Origin of the sequence: Rhizobium sp. P28RR-XV, assembly GCF_012641385.1 — a bacterium.
Taxonomy (GTDB): domain Bacteria; phylum Pseudomonadota; class Alphaproteobacteria; order Rhizobiales; family Rhizobiaceae; genus Rhizobium.
The window spans coordinates 397,676-414,714 of sequence record NZ_JABAIG010000004.1 but is presented as its reverse complement, the minus strand read 5'-3'; the positions used below and the strand labels follow the sequence as shown (position 1 = coordinate 414,714).

Annotated in this window: 17 protein-coding genes; 10 read left to right on the top strand and 7 right to left on the bottom strand. The window is 60.1% G+C overall.

The genetic code is table 11. The features are described 5' to 3' along the window. Positions 1-49 precede the first annotated feature (49 nt). Positions 50-691, bottom strand: coding sequence for a LysE family translocator (locus HGP12_RS11340; RefSeq protein WP_168878784.1), 642 nt, complete (start codon positions 689-691; stop codon positions 50-52). Between the two features lie 276 nt (positions 692-967). Beyond that, positions 968-1,882 (bottom strand): polyprenyl synthetase family protein, encoded by a 915-nt coding sequence (locus tag HGP12_RS11335; RefSeq protein ID WP_168878783.1) that lies wholly within the window; start codon positions 1,880-1,882, stop codon positions 968-970. 179 nt (positions 1,883-2,061) lie between these two features. On the opposite strand from HGP12_RS11335, the gene mtgA reads away from it, so the two are divergent. The 3 genes from mtgA to rpmF all read left to right on the top strand — a co-directional run bounded on the left by mtgA (position 2,062) and on the right by rpmF (position 3,977). After that, positions 2,062-2,811, top strand: coding sequence for a monofunctional biosynthetic peptidoglycan transglycosylase (gene mtgA / locus HGP12_RS11330; RefSeq protein ID WP_409527206.1), 750 nt, complete (start codon positions 2,062-2,064; stop codon positions 2,809-2,811). A 154-nt stretch (positions 2,812-2,965) separates the two neighbouring features. Next, a complete protein-coding gene (locus tag HGP12_RS11325) occupies positions 2,966-3,613 on the top strand; it encodes a glutathione S-transferase family protein (protein WP_168878782.1) in 648 nt (215 codons plus the stop codon). Positions 3,614-3,791: 178 nt separating this feature from the next. After that, positions 3,792-3,977, top strand: a complete 186-nt coding sequence (rpmF, locus tag HGP12_RS11320) for a 50S ribosomal protein L32 (protein ID WP_006724402.1) — start codon at positions 3,792-3,794, stop codon at positions 3,975-3,977. Between the two features lie 176 nt (positions 3,978-4,153). On the opposite strand, the gene phaR is transcribed toward rpmF, so the two are convergent. After that, a complete protein-coding gene (gene phaR / locus HGP12_RS11315) occupies positions 4,154-4,726 on the bottom strand; it encodes a polyhydroxyalkanoate synthesis repressor PhaR (RefSeq protein WP_168839725.1) in 573 nt (190 codons plus the stop codon). A gap of 240 nt (positions 4,727-4,966) precedes the next feature. On the opposite strand from phaR, the gene HGP12_RS11310 reads away from it, so the two are divergent. After that, positions 4,967-6,148 (top strand): acetyl-CoA C-acetyltransferase, encoded by a 1,182-nt coding sequence (locus HGP12_RS11310; protein WP_168878781.1) that lies wholly within the window; start codon positions 4,967-4,969, stop codon positions 6,146-6,148. Positions 6,149-6,247: 99 nt separating this feature from the next. Then, positions 6,248-6,973, top strand: a complete 726-nt coding sequence (gene phbB / locus HGP12_RS11305) for an acetoacetyl-CoA reductase (protein ID WP_168839727.1) — start codon at positions 6,248-6,250, stop codon at positions 6,971-6,973. A gap of 154 nt (positions 6,974-7,127) precedes the next feature. Here phbB and HGP12_RS11300 read toward each other — a convergent pair whose 3' ends face one another. From HGP12_RS11300 to HGP12_RS11290, 3 genes are all read right to left on the bottom strand, one after another. Beyond that, positions 7,128-7,301 (bottom strand): hypothetical protein, encoded by a 174-nt coding sequence (locus HGP12_RS11300; protein WP_168878780.1) that lies wholly within the window; start codon positions 7,299-7,301, stop codon positions 7,128-7,130. A gap of 148 nt (positions 7,302-7,449) precedes the next feature. Further along, positions 7,450-7,704 carry a YMGG-like glycine zipper-containing protein gene (locus HGP12_RS11295; RefSeq protein WP_112341591.1) on the bottom strand — a complete coding sequence of 85 codons (255 nt, stop codon included), beginning with the start codon at positions 7,702-7,704 and terminating at the stop codon, positions 7,450-7,452. 46 nt (positions 7,705-7,750) lie between these two features. Next, complete coding sequence (locus HGP12_RS11290) at positions 7,751-7,906, bottom strand: DUF3309 family protein (RefSeq protein ID WP_075853478.1); 156 nt, start codon at positions 7,904-7,906, stop codon at positions 7,751-7,753. Positions 7,907-9,138: 1,232 nt separating this feature from the next. Here HGP12_RS11290 and HGP12_RS11285 point away from each other — a divergent pair. The 5 genes from HGP12_RS11285 to HGP12_RS11265 all read left to right on the top strand — a co-directional run bounded on the left by HGP12_RS11285 (position 9,139) and on the right by HGP12_RS11265 (position 15,459). Next, positions 9,139-12,261 carry a helicase-related protein gene (locus HGP12_RS11285; RefSeq protein ID WP_168878779.1) on the top strand — a complete coding sequence of 1,041 codons (3,123 nt, stop codon included), beginning with the start codon at positions 9,139-9,141 and terminating at the stop codon, positions 12,259-12,261. A gap of 3 nt (positions 12,262-12,264) precedes the next feature. Continuing rightward, positions 12,265-12,669, top strand: a complete 405-nt coding sequence (locus HGP12_RS11280) for an RNA-binding S4 domain-containing protein (RefSeq protein ID WP_168878778.1) — start codon at positions 12,265-12,267, stop codon at positions 12,667-12,669. A 206-nt stretch (positions 12,670-12,875) separates the two neighbouring features. After that, positions 12,876-13,214: a ferredoxin FdxA gene (fdxA, locus tag HGP12_RS11275; protein WP_149636119.1), complete on the top strand. Its 339-nt coding sequence runs from the start codon at positions 12,876-12,878 to the stop codon at positions 13,212-13,214. 397 nt (positions 13,215-13,611) lie between these two features. Then, the gene (locus HGP12_RS11270) at positions 13,612-14,184 is read left to right on the top strand and encodes a CarD family transcriptional regulator (RefSeq protein ID WP_168839731.1); all 573 of its coding nucleotides are present in this window, start codon (positions 13,612-13,614) and stop codon (positions 14,182-14,184) included. A 411-nt stretch (positions 14,185-14,595) separates the two neighbouring features. Further along, positions 14,596-15,459: an RNA polymerase factor sigma-32 gene (locus HGP12_RS11265; RefSeq protein ID WP_168839732.1), complete on the top strand. Its 864-nt coding sequence runs from the start codon at positions 14,596-14,598 to the stop codon at positions 15,457-15,459. 39 nt (positions 15,460-15,498) lie between these two features. Here the strand turns inward: HGP12_RS11265 and HGP12_RS11260 are convergent, their stop codons facing one another. Beyond that, positions 15,499-16,926, bottom strand: coding sequence for a M48 family metalloprotease (locus HGP12_RS11260; RefSeq protein WP_168878828.1), 1,428 nt, complete (start codon positions 16,924-16,926; stop codon positions 15,499-15,501). Positions 16,927-17,039 lie beyond the last annotated feature (113 nt).

The following is a 17,039-nucleotide window of genomic DNA, read 5'->3' as shown; positions in this document are numbered from 1 at the left end:
CCGCCGCAGTTCAGAGATTCCGTGAAAACTGAACAGCTCTAGGCTCGGATTATATATTGCTCGTCAGTAGCTTGATGCCGGCGAAGCAATAGAAGCCGGCCATGGCGCCCTCGATCCAGCGCCGCGCATTGCGATAGATTTTCAGCGCGTGCGGCGTCGAAAACAGGATCGCATAGCCCATGAACACCACGAAACCGGTCACGCCGCAGACGGCGATGATCAGCATCGCGACCGAGCCCGGCGCGCCCTGCGGCATGCCGAGCGCGATGATGGCGAGCCAGGCGAAGATGGCCTTCGGATTGGTGACGTGGATGCCGTAGCCGCGCAGGATCAGCGATTTGAAGCCGGGTGTTTTCGGCCCCCCGGCAGCGGTCGGCAGCTCGTCGCTGGCACGAACGGCGCGAAACGCCTTGTAGGCGAGATAAAGCAGATAGAGGCCGCCGAAGATCTTCAGAACCTCCAGCGCCAACGCATAGGTCTGCAGCAGCGTGGCAAGGCCCGCCGCGGCAGCCGTCGCCCAAGTCAGCGATCCCCCGAAAATGCCGAGCGCCAGGGTCATGCCGGCCTTGCGGCCATGGGTCATTGACGTGCCGATAATGGCCATGATGGCGGGACCGGGACTGATGACGGCAACGATGTAAGCGATATAGGCCGGCAGGATGTGCGGCAGATAGGCAAGCATTTCGCGCATGGAGACTATTCCTGGGGTCGTCGGCCCGGCGCGAAGAATTCCACGTCTACAGGCCGAAACGGCACGGAAATGTGTCATAGAATGCAGCGGAAATCACCCGGCAACGCCATGGATTCTTGTGATGGTGACATTCCAGAGCTGAATGGATGGCCCGAGCTGAATGGATGGCAGGCGCGTGCCGCTATCCTGGTTGGACAGGTTTCCGCGCCCAGGAGCCGATGCCTAGCGAAAGATAGCCGCCCGCCATCAGCCAGTACCGTACCTGATGGGCAAACCTCAGCTCTTGCGGTTTGCGACGAAGCCCGCGGTTTCTGTCAGGATATTTGCGTTGTCGCCATAGCCGGACAGCAGCTCGGCTGCTTCCATTACCAGCCTTGCGAGCGTCGCCTCGGCCCATTCCTGACCGCGCAGGCCCACGAGCGTTCCCTTCCCGCGGGCGGCATCCTTGCCGGTTGCCTTGCCCATGGTGGCGGCGTCGGCTGTCAGGTCGAGAAGATCGTCGGCAAGCTGGAAGGCAAGGCCGATCTTTTCGCCGAACGTGCGAAGGCGCTTGCGGTCTTCGGCTGGGGCGCCCGAGATGATGGCGCCGGCCTCGCAGGCAAAGCGGATCAGCGCGCCCGTCTTCATCGCCTGCAGCGTGGTGATGCCACTTTCATCCGGCGCCTCCTTCTCCGCGGCGAGATCGAGCGCCTGCCCACCGGCCATGCCGCCGATGCCGGCGGCGCGTGACAGCGCCAGCACGAGCGCCATTTTCCTGTCCGCAGGCAGCTCCGTTTCAGGCGCCGCGATGATGTCGAAGGCATAGGTCAGCAGGCTGTCGCCCGCCAGGATCGCCGTTGCGTAATCGAAGGCGATGTGCACCGTCGGCTGGCCGCGGCGCAGGTCGTCGTCGTCCATGGCGGGCAGATCGTCATGGACGAGGGAATAGCAGTGCACGCATTCGAGCGCGGCGCCGACCCTTAGAGCGGCCTCGGCATTGCCGCCGAGAAGCGCCGAGGTTTCCATGACGAGGAAGGGCCGCAGCCGCTTGCCGCCGTTCAGGACGCCGTGACGCATCGCATTCAGAAGCCGGGCAGGGCGGACGATCTCGTCGTCGAGGCCGGCATCGCCGAGAAGCCGGTTCAGCATGGCTTCGACCTTGCCAGCATTGTGCCGGAGGCGCTGTTCGAATGGGGTTTCGGTGCTGTCCATGGCCGCTGTTTGGCATGAGAGGCGGTTGCTGGCAACGGGAATTGTCAACAGCCGGATGAGGAATTGCGCCGCACTCTGGTCATCGCTTTGTGTAGACGGTATGACGAATGCAGCATCGAAGCGTTTCCCGGATACATTAAGGGGTGTACCGGGATGGAGCGGCTGTGGACGTCAGACATTTGGACATATCGACGGACAATGAGGGGGAGGAAGCCGAGGTGCCGCAACGCTCCTCCCTGTTGGCGCGCTTCAGAGACCGTCCGCTTTGGCAGCGCATCATCCTCGTCCTGATCGGCCTTTTGCTGCTGCCGTACTTCTTCATCGTCGTCTATATGCTGCCGTTCATCCACCCTGTTTCCACCCTGATGATTGGGGATGCCGTCACCCTTCAGGGATACGACCGTCGCTGGGTGCCGCTGGATAAAATCGCGCCGGTGCTGGTGAAATCCGTCCTGGTCTCCGAGGACGGACAATTCTGTTACCACGGCGGCGTCGATTGGAGCGAGATGCGGATGCTGGTCCAGGAGACGCTGCGCGGCAAGTCCACGCGCGGCGGCAGTACGATCCCGATGCAGACAGTGAAGAACCTGTTTCTCTGGAACAGCCGCTCCTTCGTGCGCAAGACGTTGGAATTGCCGCTTGCGGTCTCCGCTTCCGCCGTATGGTCGAAGCGCCGAATGATGGAGATCTATCTGAACGTCGCCGAATGGGGGCCGGGCATCTACGGTATCGAGGCCGCGGCGCGCTACCATTTCAAGGTGCCGGCCTCCAAGCTCACGGCACGCCAGGCAGCACTTCTCGCCGTCTCGCTTCCCAATCCGATCGATCGGGTGGCGGGCAAGCCGGGGCGCGGGCTCGGCCAGCTCGCCTCGCTGATCCAGCGCCGCGCGAGGAATGCCGACGCATACATCAAATGCCTTTATGATTGAGATCAACACTTGTCGTTCGATTGGTTGACCATCGTCTGGCATTCTCGGCCATGACGTATGGGCGGGTGACGCCGGCCTTCCGCGCGTTCGAGGACAAGAACCATTTCGAGGAACTCCTGACCTTCGAGTTCCGACGCCAAAAGGGAACAAGATCGTGAGCAAGCTGACACTCTATATCGGCAACAAGAACTATTCCTCCTGGTCGTTTCGGCCATGGATCGCGCTCGAAGGCTGCGGCATAGCGTTCGAGGAGGTGCTTATCCCCTTCGATTTTCCGGCGGGCAATCCAAATATTCGCGAGGTTTCGCCGACGGGCAAGGTGCCGATGCTGGTGCATGACGGCTTCAAGGTCTGGGAGTCGCTCGCCATCATCGAGTATGCAGCCGAACTTTTTCCCGATGCCGGTCTTCTGCCCAGGGATCGGCAGGCCCGCGCGCTGGCGCGATCCTATAGCATGGAGATGCTTTCTGGCTTCAGCGCCTTGCGCAATGCCTGTCCGATGCACATGCGTCGCCCCGTGAGTCCCCTCAACCTGCCGGAGGGAGTGATGGAGGATGTGGCGCGCATCGAGGCCATCTGGCGCGAGGCGCATTCCCGCTCCGGCGGCCCCTTCCTGTTCGGGACATTCTCCGGAGCCGATGCCATGTTCGCTCCGGTCGTCAGTCGCCTGGAGCGGTATGATATTGCCGTCTCCGCCGATACGAAGGACTATATGGCTGTCATGAAAGCCCTGCCTGCCTGGAAGAAATGGGAGGAAGCGGCGCTGATGGAAACGTGGACGGTGCCGGAGGACGAGGCCTGACCGCCTGATTCGGCGTCGATATGTCCAAATCAAGCGCCCCGGGAAAAAATGCTACTAGGGACTGGTCAAAGCCCGGTAAGCCATGTATAAGCCGGCCCAATTTCCGAAATTGATGCATGTCTGTTTCGGCCGCCTTGCTGGCCGCGGATATGTTTCGTCCGTACATGGAGTAACGAGAATGGCTGTACCGAAGAGAAAAACGAGCCCGTCCAAGCGCGGTATGCGCCGCTCTGCTGACGCCCTGAAGGCTTCGACCTACGTCGAAGACAAGAACTCCGGCGAACTGCGTCGCCCGCATCACATCGACCTGAAGACCGGCATGTATCGCGGTCGCCAGGTTCTGACGCCCAAGGAAAGCGCATAATCAAGCGCTGCCTTGGTGGCATGAATTAAAGGCTGGCGTTTTGCCGGCCTTTTTTCGTTGTGATCGGGGTGGATGAAAAGGTGCCTGTTTGTGCGCTGAAGCTCTGATGCCCTCTGTCCCTTTCGGAACAGAGGGAATGAACCATCTCCGAGCGTTCATAGGCGCATTGCCTTATTTCACAGGCTATCCAGCTTGCTCTGCATGGCGCGGAGCTGTTCCTTCAGCTCGTCGATATCCTTGGCTTCGGCCTTGCGGCTCTCCTTGGCCGGCGGCTTCATGAAGGGCGAGAACATCTGCATGGCCTGCTGGAACATTTCGGTGTTGCGGCGGACCTGCTCCTCGACCATCTGTATAGGGAGCTGAAGATTCTTGCCGAGCGGTGTTTCGCCAAAGGCGCGATTGATCTGCTCGCGCATCTGCGTTTGCTGCTCCGTGAAGGAACGCATCGAATGCTCAAGGAAGCTCGGGACGACCATCTGCATCTGGTCGCCGTAATAGCCGATAAGCTGCCGGAGGAAGGAAATCGGCAGCAGCGTGTTGCCGGTCTTTGATTCCTGCTCGAAAATAATTTGCGTCAGGACCGAATGCGTAATGTCTTCACCGCTCTTGGCATCCTGGACAGTGAATTCCTCGCCTTTCTTCACCATCTCCGCCAGGTCGTCCAGCGTCACGTAGGTGCTGGTACCGGTATTGTATAGGCGGCGATTCGCATATTTCTTGATTACGATCTGGCCCTCAGTCTTTGCCATTATCAGTCTCCTGGCCCCGTCTGATTGTATGGAATACTCCTCCACTGCTGAGTGTAGACGCAAAAGAAGCTTGGTGACAATCGCTTTGTGCGATGCGGCAAGCCCAATCCTTGGTTGGATTTCCAGCGGGCAATGACGGCTTCATGAAATCTGTACGCGGGAAATTCTTGCAATTTGACTCCAGCGCAAAGCTTTGACAGTTTCGCCTCATATACACGTTCATTTCCTGAGGAGGCTTCCATGAGCAGTTCATCCATCGTTGTCGCCAGCGCGGCCCGCACCGCGGTCGGCTCGTTCAACGGCGCGTTCGCGACCGTTCCGGCTCATGAGCTCGGCGCGGCCGCGATCAAGGGCGCGCTGGAGCGCGCCGGCGTCGATGCCAAGGAAGTCGACGAAGTGATCCTCGGTCAGGTGCTTCAGGCCGGCGAAGGACAGAACCCGGCCCGCCAGGCCGCGATGAAGGCCGGCATCCCGCAGGAAGCGACCGCCTGGGGCGTCAACCAGCTTTGCGGCTCCGGCCTGCGCGCCGTGGCGCTCGGCCTGCAGCAGATCGCCACCGGCGACGCGAAGATCATCGTCGCCGGCGGCCAGGAATCCATGTCGATGGCGCCGCATGCGGCAAACCTTCGCTCCGGCACCAAGATGGGCGACATGAAGATGATCGACACCATGATCAAGGATGGCCTGACGGATGCTTTTTACGGCTATCACATGGGCATTACGGCTGAAAACATCGCGCGGCAGTGGCAGCTTTCGCGCGAGGAACAGGATCAGTTTGCCGTTTCCTCCCAGAACAAGGCGGAAGCCGCGCAGAAGGCCGGCCGGTTCACCGACGAGATCATCCCTTTCACCATCCAGGCGCGCAAGGGCAACGTCACGGTCGATGCCGACGAATATATCCGCCATGGCGCGTCGATGGACGGCATGGCGAAGCTGCGCCCGGCCTTCGACAAGGAAGGCACGGTCACTGCCGGCAACGCTTCCGGCCTCAATGACGGCGCCGCTGCCGCCGTGCTGATGACCGAGGCGGAAGCCTCGCGCCGCGGCATTCAACCGCTTGCGCGCATCGTGTCCTGGGCAACCGCCGGCGTCGATCCGCAGATCATGGGCACCGGGCCGATCCCGGCCTCGCGCAAGGCGCTGGAAAAGGCGGGCTGGTCCGTCGCAGACCTCGATCTCGTCGAAGCCAACGAGGCGTTCGCCGCCCAGGCTTGCGCCGTCAACAAGGATCTCGGCTGGGATACGTCGATCGTCAACGTCAACGGCGGTGCGATCGCCATCGGCCATCCCATCGGCGCCTCCGGAGCCCGCGTTCTCAATACGCTGCTGTTCGAAATGAAGCGCCGCGGCGCCCGCAAGGGGCTCGCCACGCTGTGCATCGGCGGGGGCATGGGCGTCGCCATGTGCTTCGAGGCGCTTTAAGGCGTCTTGAAAGGAGTTTTCCAGAAGAAGTGGTGAAAGCGGAGCCGGCGACCCGGCCTTCGGGCGTCTCGTCTCCGCAGCAACAAAGGGGAGTGGCACATGAGCAGAGTGGCATTGGTAACCGGGGGCACACGCGGCATCGGAGCGGCCATTTCGATGGCGCTGCATAATGCGGGTTACAAGGTGGCGGCAACCTATGCCGGCAACGACGAGAAAGCCCGGGCGTTCCACGATGTGACCGGCATCGCCGTCCATAAATGGGATGTCACCGATTACGAAGCCTGCGGCAAGGGCATCGCCAAGGTCGAGCATGATCTCGGACATGTCGAGGTCCTGGTCAACAATGCCGGCATTACCCGTGACGCCATGTTCCACAAGATGACGCCGCAGCAATGGCACGAGGTCATCAATACGAACCTCAGCGGCCTGTTCAACATGACCCATCATGTCTGGCAGGGCATGCGCGATCGCAGCTTCGGCCGCGTGATCAACATCTCATCGATCAATGGTCAGAAGGGGCAGATGGGGCAGGCGAACTACTCCGCCGCCAAGGCCGGCGATCTCGGCTTCACCAAGGCGCTTGCCCAAGAGGGGGCCGCCAAGAACATCACCGTCAATGCCATTTGCCCCGGTTATATCGGCACGGAAATGGTGCTGGCGGTGCCGGAAAAGGTGCTGACCGAGCGTATCATCCCGCAGATCCCGGTGGGACGCCTAGGCGAGCCCGAGGAAATCGCCCGCATAGCCGTCTTTCTTGCCAGTGACGACGCCGGTTTCATCACGGGATCGACGATAACAGCCAACGGCGGCCAGTTCTTCGTCTAAAGCAGTTCCAGGAAGGTGCGCGGCAGTTTTCCGTCGGAAATTGCGTAGAAACAATGGGAGAGAGCGGTTCGGAACTTCCGTAAAGAGCTGCTCCGCTCTTGGCCGTTCGCATCATGGGCAGGATTGCCGGATAGACGGAAGTGCCGGCCCGGCATCATCCTCGGCCTGAGTTTGCCTGCTGTCGCTGCCGAGGCTTGAATTCCAGGATGACGGCTTCCAATGCTAGCCGCTTTTTCTCCTTGTCTCGCGCTCTTGCCGCGCTTCCAAGCGCGTAAAAAGTGGTGCCGATGAGCGCGAGTGCTGCAATGCTTGCGATGATTGCGGCCATGGTGCCGTTCCTTTCTCAAAACACTGCTTCCTTCCCGCAACCAAACGCGCGGGAGGAGGATTGTTTCAGAAACTCCGGCTTTCAGAGCCTCCAATGGCCCGATGTTCGTGACCGGCCGCGGTGCGGTCGGTCACGAACGGGTCAAGCCTTAGCGGCAACGGGCCTCGTAGCGATGGCCATACCGGTCGCGATAGATGCAATAGCCACGGCGCTCATGGGAGCGTCCGATAAGATTGCCGACGACGCCGCCGGCGACGGCGCCGACTGCCGCGCCACCCCAGCTATGGGTGGCCACGCCGCCGATCAGGGCGCCGGTGCCAGCACCGATGGCAGTCCCTTTTTCCGTTGCCGTGCATGACGCCAAAGCGCCGACAAGGGCGATCGCGACGATGATCTTCTTCATGGTGTTAGCTCCCTGGTGTTGTGACGTTTGAACATTGACCCGCGGATCAAATCCGCCCCATCAATAGCAAAATGAGAACAATGACGAGAACAAGCCCGAGACCGCCTGATGGGCCGTACCCCCATGCCCGGCTGTAACCCCAGCTGGGCAGCGCGCCAATCAGCAGCAGAATCAGTATGACAAGCAATACCGTACCAAGCATGATATGTCTCCTCCATGTCCATCGCTTGAATAGCACCAGCAATGTCGTTCAATCCGGCACCATGCTTCAGCGACTCCAGCTCAAATCGGTTCCCTAGTAAATGCGCGGAGTTTCTCAATTCTGCAGATAGAAACTTGCATCGCCGAAAATTGTTCCGGCTAAGAAATAAAAATGCTCGGATCTCGGCGGCGCCGCGATCGGCCAAACGTTAACGCGACTGCGCGATGCGGGGGCGGAGAGAGGGTCGCGATCCATTCTTATGGTTAAAATATGATTAAAATACAATATGTTGCGGTGAACGAAACGAGAAAGGAAACGTGTCCGTGATTCGTCGGCGATTCGTTCTGCGTTTGGACTTTGGTTAACGTTAAGGCCTTCCTATAGGGTGCCGACGTGCGGGCCGAGCGAAATCCGGCGGTAGGCGGGTGTGCGCAGAATGGCCTTCATGCTTCGATCGGCTCGCGCGGAATGGGCCGCGAACAACGTTCTGGGCCCGTGCCGCTTTCAGTATTCCGATGCTGTCCTGGCGACATACAACTATGTAGCCGTGAAATCCGATTCGCTCCGGCCTCGATCGATATAACGATGATAACAGCTTATGCGTGTATTTGGAAACTCATTATATCTGCGCCCATTAAAAGATTGATCGCAATTCCTGATTCGGCCGGACTTGCGGGCTCAACCATGCAGAGTCCTATGTGTTTTGGTCGAGGAAACGCTAGATATTGTATGGAACAAAGACAGAATTGAGCTGGAATAGCGATTCGTCGCCGATTCGTTCCGGCTTTGACCCAAATCTTAACGCAAATAGCGCCATTCCGAAAAATTACATAATTTACAGATAATTAACCATGAAAAGCGCCGATTTTCGCCGACTTCAGATTCAACACTTGACTCCTTTTCTCGTGGAAAAGGCGTAGAAGCGAGATTCAGCATTTGGTGTGAATCTTTTCATTGAAATCCATATGTTGTAGTGAACAAAAAAAGAACGGTGGTGAGTCAGCGATTCGTCTCCGATTCGTTCTCAAGCTGTTCCGGAATCGTCAAGACTCGCATGAGATGCAGGACGCATGTAACTTCTGGTTGAAGATGCCAATAGTGAAATCGATTGTTGCCACGGCTGTTTTTTTATTCAGGCCTTGCCTTTGTCGCATATGGTCGTCATCTCTTCGTTTCCTCCTTGGGGAACTTGCTGATCGAAAGACGGTGGTTTCTCGCCCATGCACGGACCAATGACACAGACTTTGCAGCCCATGATCCTGAGCGGACGCGGTGTGACCGCGGTGCTCGGACCGACCAATACCGGCAAGACCCATTATGCCATCGAACGCATGGTGGCGCACGGCAGCGGCGTGATCGGCCTGCCGTTGCGCCTGCTGGCGCGCGAGGTCTATACGCGCGTCGTCGAAAAGGTCGGCGCCCAGCATGTCGCGCTTGTCACGGGCGAGGAAAAAATATCGCCGCCCAACGCCCGCTTTTCGGTCTGCACCGTCGAAGCCATGCCGCGCGAGACGCGTGCCTCCTTCGTTGCCATCGACGAGGTTCAGCTTGCCGGCGATCTCGAGCGCGGCCATATCTTCACCGACCGCATCCTGCACCTGCGTGGCCGCGACGAGACGCTGCTATTGGGTGCCGGCACGATGCGGCCTATCCTCGAACAGCTTCTGCCCGGGATCACCGTTCTGGAGCGGCCGCGGCTGTCGCATCTTTTCTATGCCGGCCAGAAGAAGATCACGCGCTTGCCGCAACGCACGGCGATCGTGGCTTTTTCCGCTGACGAGGTCTACGCGATCGCGGAGCTCATCCGCCGCCAACGTGGCGGCGCCGCTGTTGTTCTCGGCGCGCTCAGCCCGCGGACCCGCAATGCGCAGGTGGCGCTCTACCAGGCCGGCGATGTCGAATATCTGGTCGCGACCGATGCGATCGGCATGGGCCTCAACCTCGATGTCGATCATGTCGCCTTTGCCCAGGACCGCAAGTTCGACGGCTATCAATTCCGCAACCTCAACCCCGCCGAGCTCGGCCAGGTGGCCGGCCGCGCCGGCCGCCATCTGAAAGACGGCACCTTCGGAGTGACCGGACAGGTCGATCCTTTCGACGACGAGCTGGTGCGCCGGATCGAGGGACACGAATTCGACATGGTCAAGGTGCTGCAGTGGCGCAGCAAGGCCTTGGATTTTTCCTCAATCGCGGCGCTGCGCGCCAGTTTGGAAGGCGCGCCTCGCGTGCAGGGGTTGACGCGGGCGCTGCCTGCGGTAGACCAGCAGGCGTTGGAATATTTGTCACGCGATCTGGAGATAGTCGATCTTGCCAGCAACCCGGCTCGGGTTGAGAAATTATGGGAGGCCTGCGCGCTTCCCGACTATCGGCGCATTACGCCCGCCCAGCACGCCGATCTCATTGCCACCCTCTTTTCCGACCTGGTGCGCTATGGCACGGTGAAAGAGGACTTCCTTGCCGAACAGGTGCATCGCGCCGATCGGACGGACGGCGAGATCGACACGCTTTCGGCGCGAATCGCGCAGATAAGGACTTGGACCTATGTGTCGAACCGGCCCGACTGGCTTGCCGATCCGACACACTGGCAAGAAAAGACGCGGGAAATCGAAGATCGATTGTCCGACGCGTTACATGAGAGGTTGACGAAACGCTTTGTTGATCGCAGGACATCTGTGCTCATGAAGCGCCTGAGAGAGAATGCGATGCTGGAAGCTGAAATCAGTGTGAATGGGGATGTCTTCGTCGAAGGGCATCATGTGGGACAGTTGACCGGATTCCGGTTCACGCCTGTTGCGGGAACCGAGGGGCCGGATGCCAAGGCCGTCCAGACAGCCTCCCAGAAGGCGCTGTCGCTGGAATTCGAGGCGCGCGCCGCGCGTATGCATGCGGCTGGCAACAGCGATCTTGCGATCAGCGCCGATGGCCTCGTGCGCTGGCTCGGCGATCCCGTGGCGCGTCTGTCGGGGAGCGATCATGTCATGCGTCCGCGCGTCATCCTGCTCGCCGACGAGCAGCTGACGGGCAATGCGCGCGATCATGTCGCGTCGCGCATCGAGCGCTTCGTGAACCATCATATCAGCACGATCCTGAAGCCGCTCGACGATCTCCAGCGCGCCGAGGATCTGCAGGGCCTCGCCAAGGGGCTGGCTTTCCAGCTGGTGGAGAATCTCGGCGTTCTGTTCCGACGCGACGTCACCGAAGAGGTGAAGTCGCTCGATCAGGATGCGCGCGCCTCCATGCGCCGCTACGGCGTTCGCTTCGGCGCCTATCATATTTTCGTGCCCGCATTGCTGAAGCCGGCTCCGGCCGAGCTCATCACGTTGCTATGGGCCTTGAAGAACGATGGCCTGGACAAGCCGGGCTACGGTGATTTGATCCCGGTTCTTGCTGCCGGCCGCACCTCGGTCGTCACCGATCCGGGCTATGAGCGCATGTTCTACAAGCTTGCGGGCTTCCGCTTCCTCGGCAAGCGCGCGGTCCGCATCGACATTCTCGAGCGCCTGGCGGATCTCATCCGCCCGCTCTTGCAGTGGAAGCCCGGCCAGGCTTCGCGCCCGGAAGGCGCTTATGACGGCCGCCGCTTCACCACGACGACCGCCATGCTCTCCATCCTCGGCGCAACGCTCGAGGACATGGAGGAAATCCTCAAGGGGCTCGGCTATCGCGCCGATTCCGTGAAGGCGGAGGAAGCAACCGCGTTCCTCGCTCAGCAGGATACAACGGCGAGCGCCGCGGCACCGGCTGCGGAGACCGTTGCCGAGAAGGCCGATCACGACGACGCCGATGCCGCAGCTGAAGAGCCGGCTAAGGAAGCAGAGACCGTTTCCCAGGAAGCAGGTGCTCCGGCCGATGCGCCGGCTGAGGCCGCCCCGGTGGCTACGGAAACCGATGCCGTTGCGGATGCCGCCGAGCCCGCGGAGCCGAAGCCGGTTCTGCTCTGGCGCCTGGGTGGCCGCAGCGACAATCAGCAGCGTCAGGGTGGCCGTGGTCATGGTGACCGTCGCGGCCAGCAGGGCGAGGGTCGCGGACAGCAAGGCAATCGCCGTGGTGGTGGCGAGCAGCAGGCAAACGCCAGCGAAGGCAACCGTGAGGGACGCGACCGTCGCGATGGCCGTGACAATCGCGGCGGCGACAAGGCACCGCGCGGCAACCGCGAGGGCGGCCGTCCCCAGCATCAGGGCAACCGCGGCGATCGTCAGGAGCGTGGCGAACGCAACGACCGGAACGATCGCAACAATCGCGGCGCGTCGCAGCCGTTGCGCTTCGAAGCCAAGCCGCCGCGCAAGGAAAAGCCGATCGATCCGGATTCTCCTTTCGCCAAGCTCGCTGCCCTCAAGGAGCAGATGAAGAAATAGCCCATGACAGACGAGAAACAGCCATTTTCCGGTTCGCGCCAGCGCATCGACAAATGGCTGTTCTTTGCCCGCATGGTGAAATCCCGCTCGCTGGCGCAGCTTTACGTTCAGAAGGGTAGCGTGCGGGTGAATGGCGAGCGGATCGCCCAGCCGAGTTTCGGCGTCAAGGCCGGCGACCGTATCGAGCTCTCGCTGGAGCGCCGGGATATCGTCCTCATCGTGCGTTCGCCCGGCGAGCGCAGGGGACCTTTCGAGGAAGCCAAGCTGCTCTATGAGGATCTGACGCCGCCGCCGGATGAGACAAAACGCCTCACCCCGTTCGAGCAGGCGCTGCGCGCGCCGGGAAGCGGAAGGCCCACCAAGCGCGATCGCCGTGCAATCGATCGCCTGATCTCGGACGACGATTAGAAAACTCTGCCTGTGTCGGGCCGCTTTCAAGATTGTTTGTCCTTGAAATTGGCCGATAAAGTCGATACCTCACCATCAACCTGCCGGTAACCAGCCGGGCGGCGCGTTTGCGTGTGGCGCATGCGTTTGTCCGTTCGGCTCCGCGGGACGGCGCGACGTTCCAGGTTGCGCATCCGCGAAGGCTAAAGACATTCCTGGAGTGCTTCATGACATATGTCGTGACCGATAATTGCGTCCGCTGCAAATATACTGATTGCGTGGAAGTCTGCCCTGTTGACTGCTTCTACGAAGGCGAGAATTTTCTCGTCATCCATCCCGACGAATGCATCGATTGCGGCGTCTGCGAACCGGAATGTCCCGCCGAGGCAATCAAGCCCGATACGGAGCCGGGCCTCGACAAGTGGCTGAAGATCAACACGGAATATGCCGCCATCTGGCCGAACATCACGGTCAAGCGCGACCCGCTGCCGGAAGCTAAGGAGATGGACGGCGAGGAAGGAAAGTTCGAGAAGTATTTCTCGGCGAACCCCGGAAGCGGCGACTGATCGAGGGCCGTGACAGGCCGTCGATAAAGGTGTAGTCGATATCGCAGAAAGCGAATCATTGCCGTTGGGTCGCATGGCGGTCAACGTGGCGTTTTTGGCGCGCACGCAGCAAATTATTGATTTCCTCAGATTTTTGTGATAGGTTCCTCACACTGATCCACAGCGGCATTACGCATGCCCAAAACCATCACGAAAGCAAATCACCAATCCGTACGCGGTTTCCTTGACATATCAACGATTTGTGTTGTCGGGTCCTAGATCGCGATGGGTGGGTTTCTGTTTGCATAAGTCTGGCTGGACCAGGATGAAGTGACCCGACGGTTCGTCCGTCTCATCCGGGCCTGACTGACCCGGCACCCGGCCCAACCGGGCGCATAACAGGGAGTTTTTGAAAAGAATGACGACCCAGCAGAAAAAACCTTCAGCAGCACGCCATGGCTTCAAGACTGGTGAAGCGATCGTTTATCCGGCCCACGGTGTCGGCACGATCACTGCCATCGAAGAACAAGAAGTCGCAGGCATGAAGCTCGAGCTGTTCGTAATCGACTTCGAGAAAGACAAGATGCGCCTGAAGGTACCGGTGGCCAAGGCCATGAGCATCGGCATGCGCAAGCTTTCCGAGACGGATTTCGTTGAGCGGGCGCTGAAGGTCGTGCAGGGCAAAGCCCGCGTGAAGCGCACCATGTGGTCGCGTCGCGCCCAGGAATATGATGCCAAGATCAATTCCGGCGATCTGCTTTCCATCGCTGAGGTGGTTCGCGATCTTTATCGCGCCGAGAACCAGCCGGAGCAGTCCTATTCCGAACGCCAGCTCTATGAAGCTGCGCTCGATCGCATGGCGCGCGAAATTGCAGCCGTCAACAAGATGTCGGAAACCGAAGCCGTTCGCCTTGTCGAGGTCAATCTCAACAAGGGTCCCAAGCGCGGCAAGGTCGTCGACGACGACGATTCCCAGGACGAAGCCGCATAAGGCTAAGTGCGCCAATTCTAGCTTCAAAAAACCCGGCCTTCGTGCCGGGTTTTTTCTTTGGAACCTTTTTGCTTCTGCCGCGTTTAAGCCTCGTGTTAGCGGTCGGTGTGGGTGCTCTCCTGTGGGGAGGGGTTTCCAAGCAGGCCGTATTTATCGACATTCACGAGGACCGGCCTATGCGTTTTCATCCGAAACCCCCCGGCGATCTGAACATGCTTCAATCGCCAGATCCATTCGCTGAGATCGAACAAGACTAGTCATCGATTATCCGGCGAACCGGATATCGGTTTCCAATTTGAATTTCATTCATTGATTTCCATCCGAGCAGCGATGTTCGGAAACGATACTTGCTGCCCTTTTCGTCGACCGCGGGATTAGAGACGATTTGAGGCCGAACCTTAGGAGATGCGTATGACGAACATGTCTGCAGATCGACGTATGATCAAAGTCGCGATGGCTGCTCCCTATCTCGATCGCGACGAAGAGCATAATCTTGCCATACGCTGGAAGGATCACGATGATCGCGGCGCCCGCAACCAGATAGCAACCGCGCATATGCGCCTCGTCATTTCCATGGCGGGCAAGTTTCGCAATTTCGGACTACCGATGAGCGATCTCGTACAGGAAGGCTATGTCGGCCTCCTTGAGGCAGCTGCCCGCTTCGAACCGGAACGGGAAGTTCGCTTCTCGACTTATGCAAGCTGGTGGATCCGCGCTTCGATCCAGGACTATATTTTGCGCAATTGGTCCATCGTGCGTGGTGGCACGAGTTCAGCGCAGAAGGCACTATTCTTCAATCTTCGCCGCCTGCGCGCCAAGCTCGCTCGCAGCAATTCGAGCGTTACCGTCCAATCTATCCACGAGGAAATCGCGGTTGCGCTTGGCGTCAGCCTTTCCGACGTGCAGACCATGGATGCGCGCCTTTCCAGCAACGATACGTCCCTGCAGGCGCCGTCGATATCGAGCGATTCCGAAAGCGCCGAGCGTATCGATTTTCTCATCAGCGACGAGCCGCTTCCGGACGAGCAGGTATCCGACATGATCGATGGCGAGCGCCGTCGCATCTGGCTTGCCTCGGCGCTGAAGCATCTCAACGAACGCGAGATGAAGATCATCCAGGCACGACGCCTCGTCGAAGATGGAGCGACGCTCGAGGAACTCGGCGCCGATCTTGGAATCTCCAAGGAGCGCGTGCGTCAGATCGAAAGCCGTGCAATGGACAAGCTCCGCAACGCGCTGGTGGATGCGGATCCCCGCATGGCGAGCTACGCCTAAGACGGATCTTCTCCCGTCCGGGAGAAGATAGAACGCTTACTATTCCGAGATAATCTTGACCTTGTCGCCCGGTGCAATCGTTGCCCCGGTCGGTAGGGCATTCATCAGTTTGAACAAATCGAGCTTGCGGTCGGTGCCCATCATGCGGGCGGCAAGCGTCGTGATCGTGTCGCCGGGCTTGACGGTGACGACGCGGACCCTGAGCGGCTTCAGCGATGCCGCCTCTTCCTGCGTCATATGCCGGAAACTCGACCGCAGCACGTCCGCCGTCTGGTTGAGCTGGGCGATATTCCCCTTCGGCACGGCCGTCAGGAAGCGGAAGATCTGCGTGCGGTCGCGGATGACGGTGACATCGAAATCCCAGCGATCGGCGGAAGCGCGCGCGGTGGCGGCCGGCATGCCGTTGACGGTGATCGACTGGATTGAGGAGGGATCGAGGCCCGTCACCCAGCCGCTGGAAATATAGTTCGTCAGGTTCTGGTTCTGGCTGTCGGCCACACCGTCGAAACGGATGGCGATATCGCCTGGGCCGGTTGCCATCACGGCTTCGACCTTGTTGTCGATGCGAAAATCGGGCGGCACGTCGAAGCGGATGCCGAGGCCGCCATGCAGGAAGGTCTGGCCGCGGACATAGCCTTCCTCGGGGCTGTCGCCATAGAGCAGGCCATCGATGCCGTTCAGGTAATAATCGCGGCCGATGTCGCCGACTTTGCCTTCCTCGCCGAATTCGCGGGCATGCGCCTTGGCAAGATCGATGCGCTGCGGCGTGCTCGGGTGGCTCGAAAGGAAGTCCAGACTCTGGTCGGCATCGGAATTGGCCGACATGAAGCGGCTGTAGTCTTCCATGGCGTTGAGGAAGCGGGCGGCGGCATACGGATCGTAGCCGGCCTGGCCGAGCGTGCGGATGCCGATCTCGTCGGCCTGGAGTTCCTGCTGGCGCGAGAAGGCGGCGAGACGCAGCTTGCCGCGCGCGAGCGCCTGCTTGCCGGCCAGATCGCTCGACAAAACCTCCGAAACAACGCGGCTGGCGATGACTTCGGCTTCCTCGCGCTTCTGCCGCTCGATGCCGTGATTGGCTGTCACGTGCGCCATTTCGTGCGACAGCACGGCAGCGACTTCGGAAGCATCATTGGCAAGCGCCAGAAGGCCGCGCGTCACGTAGAGGTAGCCGCCCGGAAGCGCGAAGGCGTTGATCGAGGGCGAATTGAGGATAGTGATGCGGTAGGACTGCTGCGGATTTTCCGACACGCTGGTCAGGGCGCCGGCGATGCGGGCAACGAGGCGCTCAGTTTTGGCATCCTTGTATTCGCCGCCATAGCTTGCGAGGATGCGCGGATGCTCGCGTGCGCCCATCTGCGCGCGCGGGTCGTTTTTCTGCACCTCGGAGACGATCTGCGGATTAGCGGAGGGCGAGACGCTTGGCTGATAGGATTGATCCATCACCGTCTGGCAGCTGTCCAGCACCATGGCAGCGACAAGGAGCGGGGCTAGGCGGCGCAAACGGGCTGCGACGGTCACGCTGATCCTACGTGCTGCTAATTCGCTCTGCTTCAGTACCAGTGTCCCACTCATTTCGCTGC

Bases quoted from the DNA above. Each gene is read 5' to 3' on its own strand.
- fdxA (WP_149636119.1), top strand. From the start codon at position 12,876: ATGACATATGTCGTGACCGATAATTGCGTCCGCTGCAAATATACTGAT.
- HGP12_RS11280 (WP_168878778.1), top strand. From the start codon at position 12,265: ATGACAGACGAGAAACAGCCATTTTCCGGTTCGCGCCAGCGCATCGAC.
- HGP12_RS11295 (WP_112341591.1), bottom strand. From the start codon at position 7,704: ATGAAGAAGATCATCGTCGCGATCGCCCTTGTCGGCGCTTTGGCGTCA.
- HGP12_RS11285 (WP_168878779.1), top strand. From the start codon at position 9,139: ATGACACAGACTTTGCAGCCCATGATCCTGAGCGGACGCGGTGTGACC.
- phbB (WP_168839727.1), top strand. From the start codon at position 6,248: ATGAGCAGAGTGGCATTGGTAACCGGGGGCACACGCGGCATCGGAGCG.
- HGP12_RS11340 (WP_168878784.1), bottom strand. From the start codon at position 691: ATGCGCGAAATGCTTGCCTATCTGCCGCACATCCTGCCGGCCTATATC.
- HGP12_RS11310 (WP_168878781.1), top strand. From the start codon at position 4,967: ATGAGCAGTTCATCCATCGTTGTCGCCAGCGCGGCCCGCACCGCGGTC.
- HGP12_RS11260 (WP_168878828.1), bottom strand. From the start codon at position 16,926: ATGGTGCTGGACAGCTGCCAGACGGTGATGGATCAATCCTATCAGCCA.
- rpmF (WP_006724402.1), top strand. From the start codon at position 3,792: ATGGCTGTACCGAAGAGAAAAACGAGCCCGTCCAAGCGCGGTATGCGC.
- HGP12_RS11265 (WP_168839732.1), top strand. From the start codon at position 14,596: ATGACGAACATGTCTGCAGATCGACGTATGATCAAAGTCGCGATGGCT.
- HGP12_RS11300 (WP_168878780.1), bottom strand. From the start codon at position 7,301: ATGGCCGCAATCATCGCAAGCATTGCAGCACTCGCGCTCATCGGCACC.
- HGP12_RS11335 (WP_168878783.1), bottom strand. From the start codon at position 1,882: ATGGACAGCACCGAAACCCCATTCGAACAGCGCCTCCGGCACAATGCT.
- phaR (WP_168839725.1), bottom strand. From the start codon at position 4,726: ATGGCAAAGACTGAGGGCCAGATCGTAATCAAGAAATATGCGAATCGC.
- HGP12_RS11290 (WP_075853478.1), bottom strand. From the start codon at position 7,906: ATGCTTGGTACGGTATTGCTTGTCATACTGATTCTGCTGCTGATTGGC.
- HGP12_RS11270 (WP_168839731.1), top strand. From the start codon at position 13,612: ATGACGACCCAGCAGAAAAAACCTTCAGCAGCACGCCATGGCTTCAAG.